Raw genomic sequence first — 14,379 nt, 5'->3', positions numbered from 1 at the left:
CGCTGAGAGCATGCGAACGATCGGCATCCTCGGCGGCATGAGCTGGGAATCGACGGCGGTGTACCTGCGCCTCCTCAACGAAGGCGTGCGCGCCCGGCTCGGCGGCCTGCACTCGGCGCGGCTGCGCGTCGCGACGGTCGACTTCGACGACATCGTGTCGCTGCAGCGCGCGGGCGACTGGGACGCGGCGGGTGCGGTGCTCGCGACGGAGGCGGCGGCACTCGAGGCGGCGGGGGCGGAGAGCGTCCTCATCGCGACGAACACGATGCACAAGGTCTACGACCGCGTCCAGGATGCCGTCGGCATCCCCGTGCTCCACCTCGCTGACGTCACGGCCGACGCCGTGCGCGCCGCAGGGCTGTCGCGGGTGGGGCTGCTGGCGACGGCGTACACGATGGAGCAGGACTTCTACCGCGACCGCCTGGCCGCGCACGGCGTCGAGGCGATGGTCCCCGACGCGTCGGATCGACGCGAGGTGCAGCGCATCATCTTCGAGGAGCTGTGCATCGGCGAGGTGACGGATGCGTCGCGCGCGACGCTCGCGCGCATCGCCGCCGACCTGCTCGCGCACGGCGCGCAGGGCATCGTCCTCGGCTGCACGGAGCTCGAGCTCTCGATCGGCGCCGCTGAGGTCGCAGCGCCGATCTTCCCCACGACGACTCTGCACTGCCGCGCCGCTCTCGAGCTCGCCCTCGCCTGACGCGCCGGCGCGTTCGCCCTCGCCGCGCCGGCGCGTTCGCCCTCGCCGCGCCGGCGCGTTCGCCCTCGACCTTGCGCGGAATTCAGGCTGGAGCGGCGAGAACGAACCCGCGGGCCCGCCGACACGCGTGTCAGCCTGAATTCCGCCCCCGCCGCGCTCCGGCGGGCCCGCCGCCGCTGCCGCCGCCGCGCCGCCCCGCCGCCGCCCGCGCCGGGCAGGCTCAGCGGCCGTGGAACTCCGGAGCGCGCTTGGCCTGGAACGCCGCGAAGCCCTCGCGGTAGTCGGCGGTGTCGCGCAGCGCGGCCTGTGCGGCGTTCTCGGCCACGACCGCGTCCCACAGACCGAGACGCTCGTCGCGGAGCCGTGCGACGAGGCGCTTGCTCGCGAGGAACGCCTGCGTCGGACCGGATGCAGCGGCCCGCGCCGCGGCATCGACGGCGCCATGTACTTCGGCCGCCGGCATCGCGCGCGAGAAGAGCCCGAGCCGCACGGCCTCCTCGCCCGTCATCAGGCCGCCCGAGTAGATGAGGTCGAGCGTGCGATGTGCCCCCAGCCGCTCGACGAACAGGGCGTGGCCGCCCGAGTCGAGCGTCGCGCCCAGGCGCGCGAAGGGCGACCCGATCGTCGCGTCGTCGGCGACGTACACGACGTCGGTTGCGATGAGCAGCCCGAGCCCGACACCCAGGCACGCGCCGTGCGCGGCGGCGAACGTCGGGGCGGGAAATCCCGCCATGCGCTGCAGCAGCGGCAGCAGCAGTCCGTCGAGGTAGCCGGCGACGTCGTCGGTCGCCGCATCCACGCCCGCGATGTCGCGGCCGGCGCAGAACGCGCGCCCGTCGCCCCGCAGCACGAGGGCGCGCACCCCCGCCGCCTCGGCCTCGACGTACGTCGCGTCGAGCGCCCGCAGGTCGTCGGGGCCGAGTGCGTTGAGGCGCTGGGGCGCGTCGAGGGTCACGGTCGCGACGTCGTCGGCGAGGTCGAGGCGGATCATGCGGTCCTCAGCTGTCGTAGTCGACCGTCACGCGGTCGGTGGTCGGATGCGACTGGCACGTGAGCACGTAGCCGCGCTCGATCTCGTCGGGCTCGAGCGCGTAGTTCTCCGTCATGCTGACGGAGCCGGAGATCAGCCGCGCGCGGCACGTGCCGCACACGCCGCCCGCGCACGCGAAGGGCGTGTCGGGGCGCACCCGGAGCGCCGCGTCGAGGATCGACTCGCGCGCGCTGACGGGCGACTCCACTTGCGACGACTGCCCGTCGAGCGTGAAGGCGATCGTCGTCACCGGCTCGTCGGTGCGGACGGTGACCGGTGGGCGCGGGCCGCGGTCGTCCTCGCCGGTCGTGAAGAGCTCGAACCGCACGTGCGCGGGGTCGACGCCGACGTCTGCGAGCGTCGTGCGGCACAGCTGCACGAGCTCGATCGGCCCGCACAGGAACCACTCGTCCACCGTCTCGGGGCGGATGAGCCCGTGCAGCAGCACCCGCAGCCGCTCCTCGTCGATGCGGCCCGACAGGACGGGCGCCGCCCGCTGCTCCCGTGAGAGCACGTGGTGCAGCGCGAAGCGCGTCGGGTAGCGGTCCTTCAGGTCGGCGAGCTCGTCGAGGAACATGACGTCCAGGCTCGAGCGGTTCGTGTAGACGAGCGTGAACCGCGCCGTGTCCGATCCGGCGAGCACGGTCGTCGCGAGCGCCATGACGGGCGTGATGCCCGAGCCCGCCGCGATGGCCGCGACGTGCGCACCGTCGAGGGCGGCGAGGCCGCTCGTGAACGTGCCCTGCGGGCTCATGACGTCGAGACGGTCGCCCGGATGCAGCTGGGTCTGCGCCCATTCGGAGAACCGGCCGCCCTCGGCGCGCTTGACCGCGACGCTGAGCGATCCGCGTGCCGGGGGGCGGCATAGCGAGTACGAGCGGCGCACCTCGTGCCCGTCGAGCGTCGTCCGCAGCGCCACGTACTGCCCGGGTGCGTAGTCGTACTCGCCGGCGAGGTCGTCGGGCACGGCGAAGGTCACCTCGACCGCGTCGGCGGTGAGCGGGCGGACGGCGGCGACCTCGAGCGCGTGGAACCGGCCGCGGCGTCGCGTCGCGATGTTCTGGGCGGCCATCAGTGCACCTTGAAGAAGTCGAAGGGCTCGAGGCACGCGCGGCACTCGTAGAGCGCCTTGCACGACGTGGAGCCGAAGCGCGTCACCTCGCGCGTGTCGAGCGAGCCGCAGCGCGGGCACTTGACGCCCAGCTGCAGCCGGATCGGCCCGGATGCGGCGGCACGGCCGCTCGGCGGAGCGATCCCGAACTCCGCGAGCTTGCGCTTGCCCTCGGCGCTCATCCAGTCGGTGGTCCACGCGGGCGACAGCACGAGGTTCACGCGCACGTCCCGGTAACCGGCGGCGCCGAGGGCGAGCTCGAGGTCGTCGCGGATGACGTCCATCGCGGGGCATCCGGAGTAGGTCGGGGTGATCGTCACGACGACCGCGTCGCCGTCCTCCCGCACGTCGCGGAGCACGCCGAGGTCGGCGATCGTGAGCACCGGCACCTCGGGGTCGACGACCGCCGCGGCGACGTCCCACGCGGTCACCACGTCGCCCCCGGGTGCTGCCGCGCGAGCACCTGCATCTCGGCGAGGAGGAAGCCCAGCTCCGGGCTGTGCACGCCCGCACGTCCGCCGGCGCGCGAGGGGGCCGCATCCGGCATGTCGAGCTCGGCCTCGGCGAGGACGGCCGCGATCACGCCGTCGAAGCCCGCGCGCAGCGACGACGGCCGCGCGGCGACGCCGTCGAGGCGGTCGGTGAGCGCGGTGTCGCGGAACAGCTCGTCGACGTAGGGCCACGTGTCGGCGAGCCCGCGCCGCATCCGCCGGCGCGACTCGTCGGTGCCGCCGGCCAGGCGCAGCGTCCACTGCACGGCGTGGTCGCGGTGGTAGTCGACCTCCTTGACCGCTTTCGCGGCGATCGCGGCGAGTGTCGTGTCGGTCGACGCCGACAGCGCCGTCCACAGCTCGAACAGGTACGTCGAGGCCACGAGCTGGCGCGCGATCGTGCGGGCGAAGTCGCCGTTCGGCTGCTCGAACAGCCACGCGCTGCGGAACTCCGGCTCGTCGCGGAAATACGCGAGGTCGTCCTCGCTGCGGCCGTCGGCGGTGCCGGCGTAGCGCAGCAGCGACCGGGCGTGGCCGAGGAGGTCGAGCGCGATGTTCGCGAGGGCGACGTCCTCCTCGAGCTCGGGCGCGCGGGCGAGCCATTCCATGAGCCGCTGCGACAGCACGAGGGCGTCGTCGCCGAGCCACAGCGTGTATTCGGCGACGTCGGCGGATGCGACGGCCCCGCCCTCGCCCGCGAGCTCCGCCGACAGCTCGACCTCGTCGACGGTCACCTCACCATGGATGTCGGCCGGTCCCTGAGCCTGTCGAAGGGTCACAGGTGCGGCACCCCCTCGGACGCGGTGTAGTACACCGCGTGGCGGAAGTTCTTGCCGGCGGGGCTCTCGAACCACGCGCCCTTGGCGTCGGGGTCGCTCGCGGTGATGGCGTCGGCGGGCACGACCCACAGCGACACGCCTTCGCCGCGCCGCGTGTAGAGGTCGCGCGCGTTGCGCACGGCAAGCTCGGCGTCGGGCGCGTGGAGCGACCCGACGTGGACGTGACTGAGGCCGCGCTTGGCCCGGACGAAGACCTCCCAGAGCGGCCACTGCTCGGCGGACGCTCCCGGACTGGTCACGCCGCCACCTTCGTTCGGCGCTCGCGCTGCTTCCGCGCGTACTCGGCGGCCGCCTCTCGCACCCACGCGCCGTCCTCGTGCGCGTCGCGGCGGTGCTGCAGGCGCGCGGCGTTGAGGGGTCCGCGCCCGGCGATGACCTCGTGGAACTCCGTCCAGTCGATGGGGCTGGTGTGCCAGCGCTGCGCATCCTCGTCCCAGCGCAGCTCGGGGTCGGGCAGGGTCACCCCGAGCACCTCGGCCTGCGGCACGAGCATGCCGATGAAGCGCTGCCGGAGGTCGTCGTTGGAGAAGCGCTTGATCTTCCAGGCGGTCGACTGCGCCGAGTTCGGCGAAGCGTCATCGGGCGGACCGAACATCATGAGACTCGGCCAGTACCAGCGGTCCACCGCATCCTGCGCCATCTTCCGCTGCGCGTCGGTGCCCCGCATGAGGGTGAGGAGGATCTCGAACCCCTGACGCTGGTGGAACGACTCCTCCTTGCAGATGCGCACCATCGCGCGGCCGTACGGTCCGTACGACGCGCGGCACAGCGGCACCTGGTTGCAGATCGCGGCGCCGTCGACGAGCCAGCCGATCGCGCCCATGTCGGCCCACGTCGGCGCCGGGTAGTTGAAGATCGAGGAGTACTTCGCCGTGCCGTCGATGAGCTGCTGCGTCATCTCCTCGCGCGTGATGCCGAGGGTCTGCGCGGCGGAGTAGAGGTAGAGGCCGTGCCCGGCCTCGTCCTGCACCTTGGCGAGCAGGATCGCCTTGCGCTTGAGGCTCGGCGCGCGCGTGATCCAGCCGCCCTCGGGCTGCATGCCGATGATCTCCGAGTGCGCGTGCTGCGAGATCTGCCGGATGAGCGTGCGCCGGTAGCCGTCGGGCATCCAGTCGCGCGGCTCGATGCGCTGCTCCGCGGCGATCAGCGCGTCGAACGCGTCCTGCTCGGCGGCGATGTCCGGTGCGGATGCGGCCGGCGTCGCTGTCGTCGTCATCCTCGACTCCTTTACAGAACGCTCGTTCAGTAAGTCTAGGAGCGCGGGGCGGTGCGCGCAACCGCCGCGTTTCGCGCTGGGCCGCGGAAGAGCCGGTCAGTGTCATCTTCCGGACCCGGAACCAGGGAGCGCAGCGAGCCAGGCGAGGGGCACGACGACGGTCGCGGCGATGTCGGAGGTTGGTGCGAGAGTATGCGTATGGAAGGCACCGCGAGTCTCGGTCATCGTGACGACGATGATGCGGCTCTCGCGTGCCTGGTCGAGGAGATCGTCGACATCCATGCGGCGATCGCATCGCTCGAAGCCGAACTCGCCACGCGCATGGCAGCCACCCAGCAGATCGCGAACCAGCGTGCCGCTCACCAGTCGGCCGAGACGCGGATGCGGGAGATCGAGGAGCGCTCGATCGCCGCGGAGATCGGGCTGGCTACCCGGGTGAATGACCGGGCGGTGCAGAACCGGATGCACGACGCACACGAACTCGTCCGGGACTACCCCACCGCCCACGCCGCCCTCGCCGACGGCCGCATCTCGTCCCGCCACGCCGCCGTCATCGTCGAGACCGGACGGGCGCTGCAGGACCCGGACGCCCGCGCGCTGTACGAGGCGACGGTGTTGGAGCGGGCGCTGCGGGATACGGCCCCGCGGACGAAGGCGTTCGCCGAGCAGGTCGTGGAAGAGCTGCATCCCCGGTCGATCACGGAACGGCACCGGGAGGCGGTGAAGACGCGGACGGTGTGGATGCAGCATCGGGGCGACAGCATGTCCGAACTCGGGATCATCACGCCCACCGTCCTCGCCGAAGGCATCTGGGACCGGCTCACCCAGCAAGCCCACGAGACCAAGACCGTGCAGGTCGCGCCGCCGGCCGACGAGCCGGACGCGGATGACGACGCCGTGTACGACGAGCGGAGCCTGGACCAGATCCGCGCGGACATCGCCATCGACCTGCTCCTGACCGGCGGTCCGAGCGTCGACCCCACCACCGGCGCGATCACCGGACCGGCCGGCGGGCTCGCCGCCATCCACGCCCGCGCATCGATCGTGATCCCCGCCGTCACCGCCGCCGGGTTCGCCGACCGCGGCGCGACGCTCGACGGCGCCACCCCCGTCGACGCCGAGACCGCCCGTGCCCTGCTCGCCGGCGCGCCCTCATGGGAGCGGATCTTCACCCACCCCATCCACGGACACGTCCTCGCCACCGACACCTACCGGCGACCGGCCAACCTCGACCGGTACCTCGCCGCCCGCGACATCCACTGCCGGTTCCCCGGATGCCGCAGGCCCGCCCGCGTGTGCGACCGCGACCACAACCACGACTGGGCCCTCGGCGGCACCACCGACGCGTGCAATCTCGCCTGCCTGTGCAAGAGACACCACACGCTCAAGACCGAGAAACCCTGGAAACCCGTCCAACTCCGTGACGGCAGCATCCGATGGACCAGCCCCCTCGGGCGCGTGTCCACCGACCCTCCTGAGAGGTACGTCATCTTCCGCGACGAACCCGACCCACCACCCAGCGACCCACCCTTCTGAGGCGAGTCAGCCGCGCAGGTCCTGCGCGAACATCACGCGGTCATCCCGACATCGACGAACGAGATGCTCATTCCCGGAGGCTCCCCGCCGGTCTGAGCGCCGCGACCGCTTCAATCTCGACCAACTGATCCTCGTAGCCGAAAACGGTGACTCCGATCAGCGCGCTGCGCGTGCTGACGACATCCGCGAGGCGTGCACCCGCCGCGCCGTGGGCGTATGGTGCGGGTGCGAGATCGTCCGAGCGGATCAGACGCACGGCCGCCTTCACGGTGTACCCGCCGGCCGCGCGTCGGTCTCCATCGTCAGCTCGGTGCCGCTGTCGTCGAGGGCGAGCCGCACAGTCACAGCCCCCAGCTCGCCAAGATGACGGGCGTGGGTGCCGCCGCACGGGATCACCGCCGTCTGCTCCGGCAACGCGCAGTGCCAGGACCGGCGCGCCGTCAGGGCATCCGACGGCCGTTCGATCCACACTGCGGCGTCCGAGGCGACCCACCCGGCCAGACGCTCATCGATCCGCCGCGCGATCTCGTCGAGCTCCTCGCCCAGCCCCTCGGTACGGAAGCCGCTCCGGCGCAGCGACTTGCCGAGCCGGTAGGTGTCGGTCGACCCCCACGGCCGGATGACCGACCGCTGGATCGCGATGCCGTCGAAGTCGGGCGCACCGAGCGCGTCGCGGCGCGCGTCCTTCGTCCACCGGTCGGCGAGCGCGGCGTTCAGGGCGAGCGATGCGACGTGGCACGCGGTGTGGCCGAGCGACAGGCTGCGGCGGTGCCGCTCGTCCACGTGCACGACGGCCGTCGCGCCGACCTCGAGCGCCGCATCCGCGGGCACCTCGTGCACGACGACGAAGCGCCACCCCTCGGTGCCCAGCCGTGCCGGCAGCCGATCGCCGACGTGCAGCTCGGTGCCGTCCCACGCGCCGATCCGAACGTCCTGGAGCGGCAGGTCGGAGCCGCCGACCGTGAGGGTGCCGCGGTCGGGGCCCTGGTCGGGCCACGTCGGGTCGACCGGATGCGCCGCGGTCGCCGCGAGCACGACGAGGCTCGTCGCCGCGCCACCGGGCTGCACGTGCACGATCGCGCTCTCGCTCGTGACGTCTCCGTCGGGGTACGAGATGCGCGTGTCCGCCTCGATCATGCCGCTCCTCCCGATCCGCGGATGCTGCGGACCGGGCTCCACGGTAGTCGTCAGCGCTCGATCGGCTCGCTCGGCGCCGCGCCGGAGCGCGCCGCGAGGGTCACCCCCAGCCCGGCGACGACCGCCGTCGCGATCGCCATCGCCGCGAGCGCGACGGTCGCGGCGAGGCGGGCGAAGCCGAGCGGCGTGAGGACGCCGACGCCGAGGCCGATCGCCGCGGCGCTGACGAACACGGTCGCTGCGGACGGGGCCAGCGCCACGAGCGCGAGCCCGAAGACGAGGAGGGGCGCGGCGCCGACGACGAGGGGCACGACGCGGTGGGGGCGCGCGTCGTGCACCCGAGCGACGCGCGGCTGCAGGCTCAGCGGTAGTCGTAGACGCGCTTGTACTTGCCTTCGCTGCGGGGCAGCTCCCCCGGCTCGGCGACGATCACATCGACCGACGTGCCGATGTGCGTCTTGATGCGCTGCTGCAGCACCTCGGCCGCCGCTTCGCACACCGAGCGCTCGAGGTCGGGGTGCCGCTCGATGCGCACGGCCATGCAGTCCAGCCGCCCCTCGCGGCGGAGCTCGAGGATGAAGTGCGGCGTGAGCGTCTCGATGCCGAGCACGAGCTCCTCGATCTGCGTCGGGAAGAGGTTCACGCCGCGCAGGATGATCATGTCGTCGTTGCGGCCGGTGATCTTCTCGATGCGCCGCATCGCGGGGTAGGCGGTGCCCGGCAGCAGACGCGTCAGGTCGCGCGTGCGATACCGGATGACGGGGAATGCCTCCTTCGTGAGGGAGGTGAACACGAGCTCGCCGACCTCGCCGTCGGCGACGGGCGCACCGGTGTCGCCGTGGATCGTCTCGGGGAGGAAGTGATCCTCCCACACGTGCGGGCCGTCCTTCGTCAGCGCGCTCTCGCTCGCTACACCCGGGCCCATGACCTCGCTCAGCCCGTAGATGTCGACGGCGTCGATCCCGAGGCGCCGCTCGATCTCGGCGCGCAGCCGGTTCGTCCACGGCTCGGCGCCGAGGATACCCACCTTCAGCGACGTCGAGCGCGGGTCGATGCCCGCCTCCTCGATCGCATCGGCGATCGTCAGCAGGTAGCTGGGCGTGCACATGATGGCGTCGGGCTCGAAGTCGCGGATGAGCTGCACCTGGCGCGCGGTCTGCCCGCCCGACATCGGGATGACGGTCGCGCCGAGCCGCTCGATGCCCGCGTGAGCGCCGAGGCCGCCCGTGAACAGGCCGTAGCCGTACGCGTTGTGCACCCGCATGCCCGCCCGCACGCCTGCCGCGCGCAGCGACCGCGCGACGAGGTCTGCCCAGCGGTCGAGGTCGCCGGCGGTGTAGCCGACGACCGTCGGACGCCCGGTCGTGCCGGACGACGCGTGGATGCGGCGCACCTCGGCCTGCGGCACGGCGAACATGCCGAACGGGTACGTCTCGCGCAGGTCGGCCTTCGTGGTGAAGGGCAGGCGCACGACATCGGCGAGCGAGCGGATGTCGGCGGGCGCGACACCGGCCTCGTCGAAGGTGCGCCGATACAGCGGAACGTTCTCATACGCGTGACGCACGGTCCACTGCAGCCGCTCGAGCTGCAGCGCCTCCAGCTCGGGGCGCGTCAGCGTCTCGGGCGCATCGTGGGCGGGGCGGGTCGGGGCGGTCGTCTTCGACATGGCATCCCTCGTTCGTCGGGCTCTGGGTCGGGGTCAGGATGAGGCGGGGTCAGGCGGGGCGATCGGTCGTGCGCGAGCGGCCGCGGAACTCCGCGACGACATCGCCGGCGTCGTCGGTGACGGTGACGTCGTACAGGCCGCTGCGACCGCGCCGGACGCGTCGCAGAGCCGTCGCGGTCAGCGTCTGCCCCGACGTCGTGGACTTCAGGAACGTGATGTCGGCGCCGGCGGCGACGGTCACGCGCTCGTCCTCGTTGCACGCGATCGCGAACGCGGTGTCGGCGAGGGCGAACACGAGCCCGCCGTGAGTGATCGCGAAGCCGTTCAGCATGTCCTCGCGCACCGTCATCGACACGACGGCGTGGCCCGGCTCGTCCCGCTCGACGCGCATGCCGAGCGCCGCCGAGGCGCGGTCGCGCTGCATCATGGGGCGCAGGGTGGGCGTGCTCACGACGCCACCGCCGGCTCGGCCTCGACCGCGGCGGTCGCCGCATCCGCGCCCTGCTCCTTCGCGACGAGGGTGAGCACGTCGTAGGACGCGACGATCTCGTCGCGCTGGTTGCGGATGACGGCGTCCCAGCGCACCTCGCCGTATTCGTCGGTCTCGCGCGGTGTGATCTGCTTCGCCGTGAGGACGACGCGGATCTCGTCGCCGGGCGAGACCGGGGTGACGAACCGCAGGTTCTCGAGGCCGTAGTTGGCGAGCACGGGGCCCGGGTCGGGGTCGACGAAGAGCCCCGCCGCCCACGAGACGAGGAGGTAGCCGTGCGCGACACGGCCCGGGAAGAACGGGTTCGCGGCGGCGGAGCGCTCGTCCATGTGCGCGTAGAAGGTGTCGCCCGTGAAGTGCGCGAACGTCTCGATGTCGGCGAGTGTGACCTCGCGCGAGGGCGACACGACCTGGTCCCCTATCCGCAGCTCGGCGAGCGACTTGCGGAACGGGTGGCGGCCGCCCGGCGACGCCGCGGCGCCCTCGTGCCACACACCCGTGAGCGCGGTGAGGAACGCGGGCGTCCCCTGCACGGCGGTGCGCTGCATGTGGTGCAGCACCGCGCGGATGCCGCCGAGCTCCTCGCCGCCGCCGGCGCGGCCGGGTCCGCCATGCACGAGATGCGGCACGGGCGCGCCGTGGCCCGTCGACGTGCGCGCGTCGTCGCGGTCGAGGAAGAGCACACGGCCGTTGTAGGCGCCGATGCGGCCCATGAGCTCGACCGCGACGTCGGGGTCGTGGGTCGCGACGCTCGTGACGAGCGATCCGCCGCCGCGCGCGACGAGGTCGGCCGCCTCGGCGACCGAGGTGTAGGGCAGGATGCTCGCGACCGGGCCGAACGCCTCGATCTCGTGCACGGCCGGGGTCGCCGCATCCACGAACCGCACGATCATCGGTGCGAGGAACGCGCCGTCGGCGAGCGTGCCGTCGCTGCCGTCCGCCCGGCGGACGACCGGCGCGTCGAGGTCGCCGAGCACCAGCTCGCCGCCCGCGTCGAGGAGGCGCCGCACCTGCCGCACCACCTCGTCACGCTGCGCGAGCGAGACGACCGGACCCATCGTGACGCCGTCCGCACGGGGGTCGCCGAGCACGACGCGCTCGGCGACCTTGGCGCGCAGCGCCTCCACGACGGCGTCGACCGCGGCCTCCGGCACGATCGCCCGGCGGATCGCCGTGCACTTCTGTCCGGCCTTCGTCGTCAGCTCGACGAGCAGCTGCTTCACGTAGGCGTCGAACTCCGGGGTGCCCGGCTGCGCGTCGGGACCGAGCACCGACGCGTTGATCGAATCGGTCTCGCTCGTGAAGCGCACGCCGCCGGTCTGCACGCTCTCGTGCCGGCGGAGGCGGTCGGCGGTCACGGCGCTCCCGGTGAAGCCGACGAGGTCGCCGAGCTGCAAGGCGTCGAAGAGCCCCGGCACGCTGCCGCTGACCAGCTGCAGCGACCCGTCGGGGAGGAGCCCGGAGTCGACGAGGATGCGCACCCACGCCTCGGCGATGTATGCGGTCGGGGTGGCGGGTTTGACCACCGTGGGGACGCCCGCGAGGAAAGCCGGGGCGAACTTCTCCAGGGCCCCCCACATCGGGAAGTTGAACGCGTTGATCTGGACGGCGACGCCCGGGAGCCGCGTGTAGACGTGCCGGCCGAGGAACGAGCCGTCCTTCGACAGTGGCTCGACCGGCCCATCGACGTACACGCGGGCGTTGGGCAGCTCGCGCCGCCCCTTCGACGAGTACGTGAAGAGCACGCCGATGCCGCCGTCGATGTCGCTGAGCGAGTCGCGGACGGTGGAGCCGCTGCGCTGCGACAGCGCGTACAGCTCCTCCTTGTGCGCGTTCAGCTCGACCGCGAAGCGCTTGAGCAGCACTGCGCGCTGATGGAACGTCAGCTCGCCGAGGCTCCGCTGCCCGACGGTGCGCGCGAAGTCCAGCACACGCGCGACGTCGAGGCCGCGCGTGCTGACCCGCGTCACCGGCTCGCCCGTCGACGCGTCGCGCACGAGCGTCGCATCGGGGTCATCGCCGTCCGGGGTCCACCACGCGCCCCGGACGTAGCTGGGCAGGATCTCGGTCATCGATCACTCCATTCGTAGAAGCCGCGTCCGCTCTTGCGTCCGAGGCGGCCCGCCGCGACGAGGTCGCGCAGCAGCTGCGGCGGTGCGAACCGCTCGCCGAGCGTTGCGGCGAGCTCTTCGGCGATGCCGAGCCGCACGTCGAGCCCGACGATGTCGGTCGTGTGCAGGGGGCCGACCGGATGCCGGTACCCGAGCTCCATCGCGGCGTCGATGTCGGCCGGCTCGGCGACACCCTCCTCGACCATGCGGATCGCCTCGAGCGCGAGCGCGACGCCGAGGCGGCTCGACGCGAAACCCGGAGCATCGCGCACGACGACCGCGCGCTTGCCGAGCGCCGCCACCCAGCCCTCGGCCGCCGCCCGCACGTCGGGGGCGGTGGCCGACCCCACCACGACCTCGACGAGCGCCGATGCGGGCACGGGGTTGAAGAAGTGCAGCCCGAGGAAGCGGTCGGGACGCTCGAGCGCCGCGGCGAGCGCATCGATGGAGATCGAGGAGGTGTTGGAGGCCAGCACGGCGGTCGCGGGCAGCACCGCCTCGACGCGGCGGAGGCCGTCGAGCTTGAGGTCGCGATCCTCGGGCACCGCCTCGACGACGAGGTCGGCGTCGGCGAAGACCGCCGCGTCCGTCCCCGCCGACACCGCCGCCGCGAGCGCGTCGAGGGGGCGGTCGGTCGCTCCGCGCTCGACCGAGCGACGCAGGCTCTCCCACACGCGGGCGCTCGCCGCATCCGCCGACGCGTCGTCACGCTCGACGATCGTCACGCGAGACGCCGCGAGCGCGAACGCGTGCGCGATGCCGGCGCCCATGCGGCCGCCACCGAGCACGCCCACGCGCGCCGGCGCGCTCATCGGTGCTTCCTCTCGAGGAAGGCGGTCATGCGGCGCTCCTTCTCGGGGCTCTCGAACAGCTCGGCCTGCAGGTCCGCCTCGATCGCGGGATGCGCGTCGGCGGGGGCGAGCAGGGCCGACTTGGTGTGCCGGGTAGCGAGCGGGTCGTGCCGTGCGATGCGGTCGGCGACGGCGTGCGCGGCGCCGACCAGCTCGTCGGGTTCGTGCAGCGACGACACGAGCCCCCACGCGAGCGCTTCGGCGCCGTCGAGGATGCGCCCGGTGAGCAGCAGCTCGCTCGCGCGCGCCTCGCCCACGATCGCCGGCAGCCGCCATGTCGCGCCGGCCGCCGCGATGATGCCGAGACCGGTCTCAGGGTTGCCGATGCGCATCCCCGGCGTGCCGATGCGGATGTCGGCGGCGTACGCGAGCTCCGCCCCGCCGCCCAGCGCATAGCCGTCGATCGCGGCGATGACGGGCATCGGCAGGCGCCGGATGCGGCGGAAGGCCTCGGAGTTGATGCCGCGGCGGGCGTCGACGGCGCGGCGCTCCCGCAGCTGCGCGATGTCGGCGCCCGACGCGAAGACGCCGCCGGCGCCACGCAGGATGAGGATCCGCGGGCGCGTCTCGAGCTCGCCGCACAGCGCGTGGAGCGCGTCGACCGTCGCCTGATCGATCGCGTTGCGCACCTCGGGGCGGTCGAGCGTCGCGACCACACGGTCGTCGGCGCGGTCGAGCCGGAGCACGTCGGACATCGGCATCCTTCCCTGCAGCGTCGCAGCTCGATCTTTGCAGAACGATCGTTCAGTAATAATGTCAAAGGGCGCGGGAGACGGCAAGCGACGGAGGAGCGCATGAGCGACGGATGGTGGCGGATCAGCCCGGGAGCCCTCGACGACAAACTCGGCATCGAGGTCCGGGAGCAGTCCCCCGACCGGGTCGTCGCGACCATGCCCGTCGCCGGCAACACGCAGTCGCTCGGTCGCCTGCACGGCGGGGCGAGCGCAGCGCTCGCGGAGGCCGTGGGGTCGTGGGCGGCGATGGTGCACGCGAGCACGCTCGGCAAGGTGTGTGTCGGCGTCGACCTGAACATCACCCACCACCGCGGTGCGCGCGACGGCGTCCTCACCGCGACCGCGACCGCGCTGCATCGCGGGCGCCGCACGGCGACCTACGACATCCGAATCGACGATGCGGGCGGTCGCCTGGTGGCGACCGCCCGCATCACGAATCTCCTCGTCGACCGCGACTGAGCACGCGT

The 14,379-nt window shown here is 72.8% G+C and carries 17 protein-coding genes; 3 read left to right on the top strand and 14 right to left on the bottom strand.

All coding sequences use genetic code 11. The features are described from left to right. The first annotated feature begins 10 nt into the window (after positions 1-10). Positions 11-700, top strand: coding sequence for an aspartate/glutamate racemase family protein (locus tag EI169_RS02135; protein WP_125130565.1), 690 nt, complete (start codon positions 11-13; stop codon positions 698-700). Between the two features lie 220 nt (positions 701-920). On the opposite strand, the gene EI169_RS02130 is transcribed toward EI169_RS02135, so the two are convergent. From EI169_RS02130 to paaA, 6 genes are read right to left on the bottom strand one after another with little or no spacing between them, the layout of a single operon-like run. Then, the gene (locus tag EI169_RS02130) at positions 921-1,691 is read right to left on the bottom strand and encodes an enoyl-CoA hydratase-related protein (RefSeq protein ID WP_125130563.1); all 771 of its coding nucleotides are present in this window, start codon (positions 1,689-1,691) and stop codon (positions 921-923) included. 7 nt (positions 1,692-1,698) lie between these two features. After that, positions 1,699-2,802 carry a 1,2-phenylacetyl-CoA epoxidase subunit PaaE gene (gene paaE, locus EI169_RS02125; RefSeq protein WP_125130561.1) on the bottom strand — a complete coding sequence of 368 codons (1,104 nt, stop codon included), beginning with the start codon at positions 2,800-2,802 and terminating at the stop codon, positions 1,699-1,701. Then, positions 2,802-3,272 carry a 1,2-phenylacetyl-CoA epoxidase subunit PaaD gene (paaD, locus tag EI169_RS02120; RefSeq protein ID WP_240640566.1) on the bottom strand — a complete coding sequence of 157 codons (471 nt, stop codon included), beginning with the start codon at positions 3,270-3,272 and terminating at the stop codon, positions 2,802-2,804. Before paaD ends, paaE begins: the two co-directional genes overlap by 1 nt. After that, complete coding sequence (gene paaC / locus EI169_RS02115) at positions 3,269-4,111, bottom strand: 1,2-phenylacetyl-CoA epoxidase subunit PaaC (protein WP_125130557.1); 843 nt, start codon at positions 4,109-4,111, stop codon at positions 3,269-3,271. The genes paaD and paaC overlap by 4 nt, the downstream gene beginning before the upstream one ends. After that, entirely contained in the window at positions 4,108-4,410 is a 303-nt protein-coding gene (gene paaB / locus EI169_RS02110; RefSeq protein ID WP_125130555.1) for a 1,2-phenylacetyl-CoA epoxidase subunit PaaB, read from the bottom strand. Before paaB ends, paaC begins: the two co-directional genes overlap by 4 nt. Next, positions 4,407-5,387, bottom strand: coding sequence for a 1,2-phenylacetyl-CoA epoxidase subunit PaaA (gene paaA / locus EI169_RS02105; RefSeq protein WP_125130553.1), 981 nt, complete (start codon positions 5,385-5,387; stop codon positions 4,407-4,409). Before paaA ends, paaB begins: the two co-directional genes overlap by 4 nt. A gap of 198 nt (positions 5,388-5,585) precedes the next feature. On the opposite strand from paaA, the gene EI169_RS02100 reads away from it, so the two are divergent. Further along, positions 5,586-6,923 (top strand): HNH endonuclease signature motif containing protein, encoded by a 1,338-nt coding sequence (locus tag EI169_RS02100; RefSeq protein WP_164515404.1) that lies wholly within the window; start codon positions 5,586-5,588, stop codon positions 6,921-6,923. A gap of 67 nt (positions 6,924-6,990) precedes the next feature. Here EI169_RS02100 and EI169_RS02095 read toward each other — a convergent pair whose 3' ends face one another. Genes EI169_RS02095 through EI169_RS02060 form a run of 8 tightly spaced genes read right to left on the bottom strand, consistent with a single transcriptional unit; the run spans position 6,991 to position 13,873 of the window. After that, the gene (locus EI169_RS02095; protein WP_125130549.1) at positions 6,991-7,191 is read right to left on the bottom strand and encodes a hypothetical protein; all 201 of its coding nucleotides are present in this window, start codon (positions 7,189-7,191) and stop codon (positions 6,991-6,993) included. After that, the gene (locus tag EI169_RS02090) at positions 7,188-8,060 is read right to left on the bottom strand and encodes a metal-dependent hydrolase (protein WP_125130547.1); all 873 of its coding nucleotides are present in this window, start codon (positions 8,058-8,060) and stop codon (positions 7,188-7,190) included. Before EI169_RS02090 ends, EI169_RS02095 begins: the two co-directional genes overlap by 4 nt. A gap of 50 nt (positions 8,061-8,110) precedes the next feature. Beyond that, positions 8,111-8,398: a hypothetical protein gene (locus EI169_RS02085; protein ID WP_125130545.1), complete on the bottom strand. Its 288-nt coding sequence runs from the start codon at positions 8,396-8,398 to the stop codon at positions 8,111-8,113. 23 nt (positions 8,399-8,421) lie between these two features. Beyond that, positions 8,422-9,726 carry a phenylacetate--CoA ligase PaaK gene (paaK, locus tag EI169_RS02080; RefSeq protein WP_125130543.1) on the bottom strand — a complete coding sequence of 435 codons (1,305 nt, stop codon included), beginning with the start codon at positions 9,724-9,726 and terminating at the stop codon, positions 8,422-8,424. 49 nt (positions 9,727-9,775) lie between these two features. Next, complete coding sequence (paaI, locus tag EI169_RS02075) at positions 9,776-10,153, bottom strand: hydroxyphenylacetyl-CoA thioesterase PaaI (protein ID WP_125133281.1); 378 nt, start codon at positions 10,151-10,153, stop codon at positions 9,776-9,778. Between the two features lie 20 nt (positions 10,154-10,173). Next, on the bottom strand, positions 10,174-12,288 hold the full coding sequence (gene paaZ / locus EI169_RS02070) for a phenylacetic acid degradation bifunctional protein PaaZ (protein ID WP_125130541.1): 2,115 nt from the start codon (positions 12,286-12,288) through the stop codon (positions 10,174-10,176). After that, positions 12,285-13,139, bottom strand: coding sequence for a 3-hydroxyacyl-CoA dehydrogenase family protein (locus EI169_RS02065; RefSeq protein WP_125130539.1), 855 nt, complete (start codon positions 13,137-13,139; stop codon positions 12,285-12,287). Before EI169_RS02065 ends, paaZ begins: the two co-directional genes overlap by 4 nt. Further along, positions 13,136-13,873, bottom strand: a complete 738-nt coding sequence (locus EI169_RS02060) for an enoyl-CoA hydratase/isomerase family protein (RefSeq protein ID WP_125130537.1) — start codon at positions 13,871-13,873, stop codon at positions 13,136-13,138. The genes EI169_RS02065 and EI169_RS02060 overlap by 4 nt, the downstream gene beginning before the upstream one ends. A gap of 99 nt (positions 13,874-13,972) precedes the next feature. Between EI169_RS02060 and EI169_RS02055 the strand changes: the two genes are divergently transcribed. Further along, positions 13,973-14,371, top strand: a complete 399-nt coding sequence (locus EI169_RS02055) for a PaaI family thioesterase (protein ID WP_125130535.1) — start codon at positions 13,973-13,975, stop codon at positions 14,369-14,371. Positions 14,372-14,379: the final 8 nt, after the last annotated feature.

Origin of the sequence: Microbacterium sp. 10M-3C3 (assembly GCF_003931875.1) — a bacterium.
In the GTDB taxonomy this organism is placed as follows: Bacteria; Actinomycetota; Actinomycetes; order Actinomycetales; family Microbacteriaceae; genus Microbacterium.
This window is presented reverse-complemented; position numbering and strand designations above follow the sequence as displayed.